Consider the following 1,848-nt stretch of genomic DNA (forward strand, 5'->3'; position numbering starts at 1 on the left):
CGGGCAACCCCGAGGACCCGGAGGGCGTGGACGCCACCACGCTCGTCGCGGGCGCACACCGGGCGCTGGAGGCCGTGCGGTCGCACGACCCGGCGCTGGCCGCGCTCGCCGAGCGGATCGGGGAGATCGGGATCCTGCTGGGCGATGTGGCGGGGGAGCTGGCGGGATACGCCGACGACCTGGACGCCGACCCGCTGCGGCTGGCGGCCGTCGAGGAGCGGCGGGCCGCTCTCAACGCGCTCACCCGGAAGTACGGACAGGACACCGCCTCCGTGCTCTCCTGGGCCGAGGAGGGCGCCCAGCGGCTCACCGAACTCGACGGCGACGACGAGCGGATCGACGAGCTGACCGCCGAGCGGGACGCGCTGCGGGCCGAACTGGGCGGGCTCGCCCAGGCCCTGACCGACGCACGGGCGGAGGCCGCCGAGCGCTTCGCCGCCGCCGTCACCGCCGCGCTGGCCTCGCTCGCCATGCCGCACGCGCGCGTGTCGTTCGAGATCCGGCAGAGCGACGATCCCGAGGGCGTCGAGGTGGGCGGGCGTACGGTCGCGTACGGGCCGTCCGGTGTCGACGAGGTCGAACTGCTGCTCGCCCCGCATCCGGGGGCGCCGCCCCGGCCCATCGCCAAGGGCGCGTCCGGCGGTGAGCTGTCGCGGGTGATGCTGGCCGTGGAGGTCGTCTTCGCGGGGACGGACCCCGTGCCGACGTACCTCTTCGACGAGGTCGACGCGGGTGTCGGCGGCAAGGCCGCGGTCGAGATCGGCCGGCGCCTCGCCCGCCTCGCCAGGTCGGCGCAGGTCGTGGTCGTCACCCATCTGCCGCAGGTCGCCGCCTTCGCCGACCGGCAGCTGCTGGTGGAGAAGACCGATGACGGGTCCGTGACCCGGTCCGGTGTGAAGGTCCTGGAGGGGGAGGACCGGGTGCGTGAGCTGTCGCGCATGCTCGCCGGCCAGGAGGACTCCGAGACGGCACGGGCGCACGCGGAGGAGCTGCTGGCGGCGGCCCGCGCGGACGCGTAGGGCGAGGGCCGGGACCGCCGCTTTCGTCGGCTGTGCGTGCACAGGACGGTGAACGCGGCGGGCAAGGCGTGGGGCGAGAGTCGTACGGAGGGGCAACCTCGTGCGGGAGTTCACTCGTGTGGGTGACCGTTGATCCGGGGTTGCCCGGCCCTCCGGCTCCCGCTCCGTCCGGCTGTCCCGGAACACTCTTGCGGCCTGGCATCCTTGGACAGGAACGACGTAGCAGGACGTGCTGCGTGGACCGTACGGAATCGCCTCGTACGGTCCACCCCCACCGCGGGATCCTTCTGTACGTTTCTTCGTGACCGTCCGACCCGAACCAGGAGCCCCGGCCACGTGAGCCACGTGAGCAGCCACTCACCGCACGGCCAGTCGCCGCTGCGAACCGTGCAAGTGCTCGGCGGCGGCAGCGCGGTGAGCAGTGCGCATGTGCGGTCGCTGGCCTCCGGTCTGGTGGCCCGGGGCGTGCGGGTCACCGTGTGCGCCCCCGGTGAGGCCGACGGTGTGTACGACTTCACCGGCGTCGGCGCCCACCACGTCCACGTGCCCCGCAGCAGCGACCCCGCCTCGGTGGCCAGCCTGCGCAGCGCCTGCGCGGACGCCGACCTGGTGCACGCGCACGGCCTGCACGCCGGCTTCCGGGCCACCCTCGCGCTCGGCCGGCGCACCACCCCGCTCGTCGTCACCTGGCACACGCGTGCGCACGCCGAGGGGGCGCGGGCGCATCTGCTGCGGCTGCTGGAGCGGCGCGTCGCCAAGGCCGCCGCCGTGGTCCTCGGTACCTCCTCCGACCTGGTCGACCGGGCCCGCAGCCGGGGCGCGCGCGACG

General features: G+C 74.7%; 2 protein-coding genes. Both read left to right on the forward strand.

Going from position 1 to position 1,848, the window contains the following annotated elements; all coding sequences use genetic code 11:
- A partial coding sequence (locus AWZ10_RS22420; RefSeq protein ID WP_482258109.1) for a DNA repair protein RecN occupies positions 1 to 1,019 on the forward strand: 1,019 nt, incomplete at its 5' end.
- Positions 1,020 to 1,355: 336 nt separating this feature from the next.
- A partial coding sequence (locus tag AWZ10_RS22425) for a glycosyltransferase (protein ID WP_159058319.1) occupies positions 1,356 to 1,848 on the forward strand: 493 nt, incomplete at its 3' end.

This window comes from Streptomyces europaeiscabiei (assembly GCF_001550375.1).
GTDB classification, from domain to species: Bacteria; Actinomycetota; Actinomycetes; order Streptomycetales; family Streptomycetaceae; genus Streptomyces; species Streptomyces europaeiscabiei.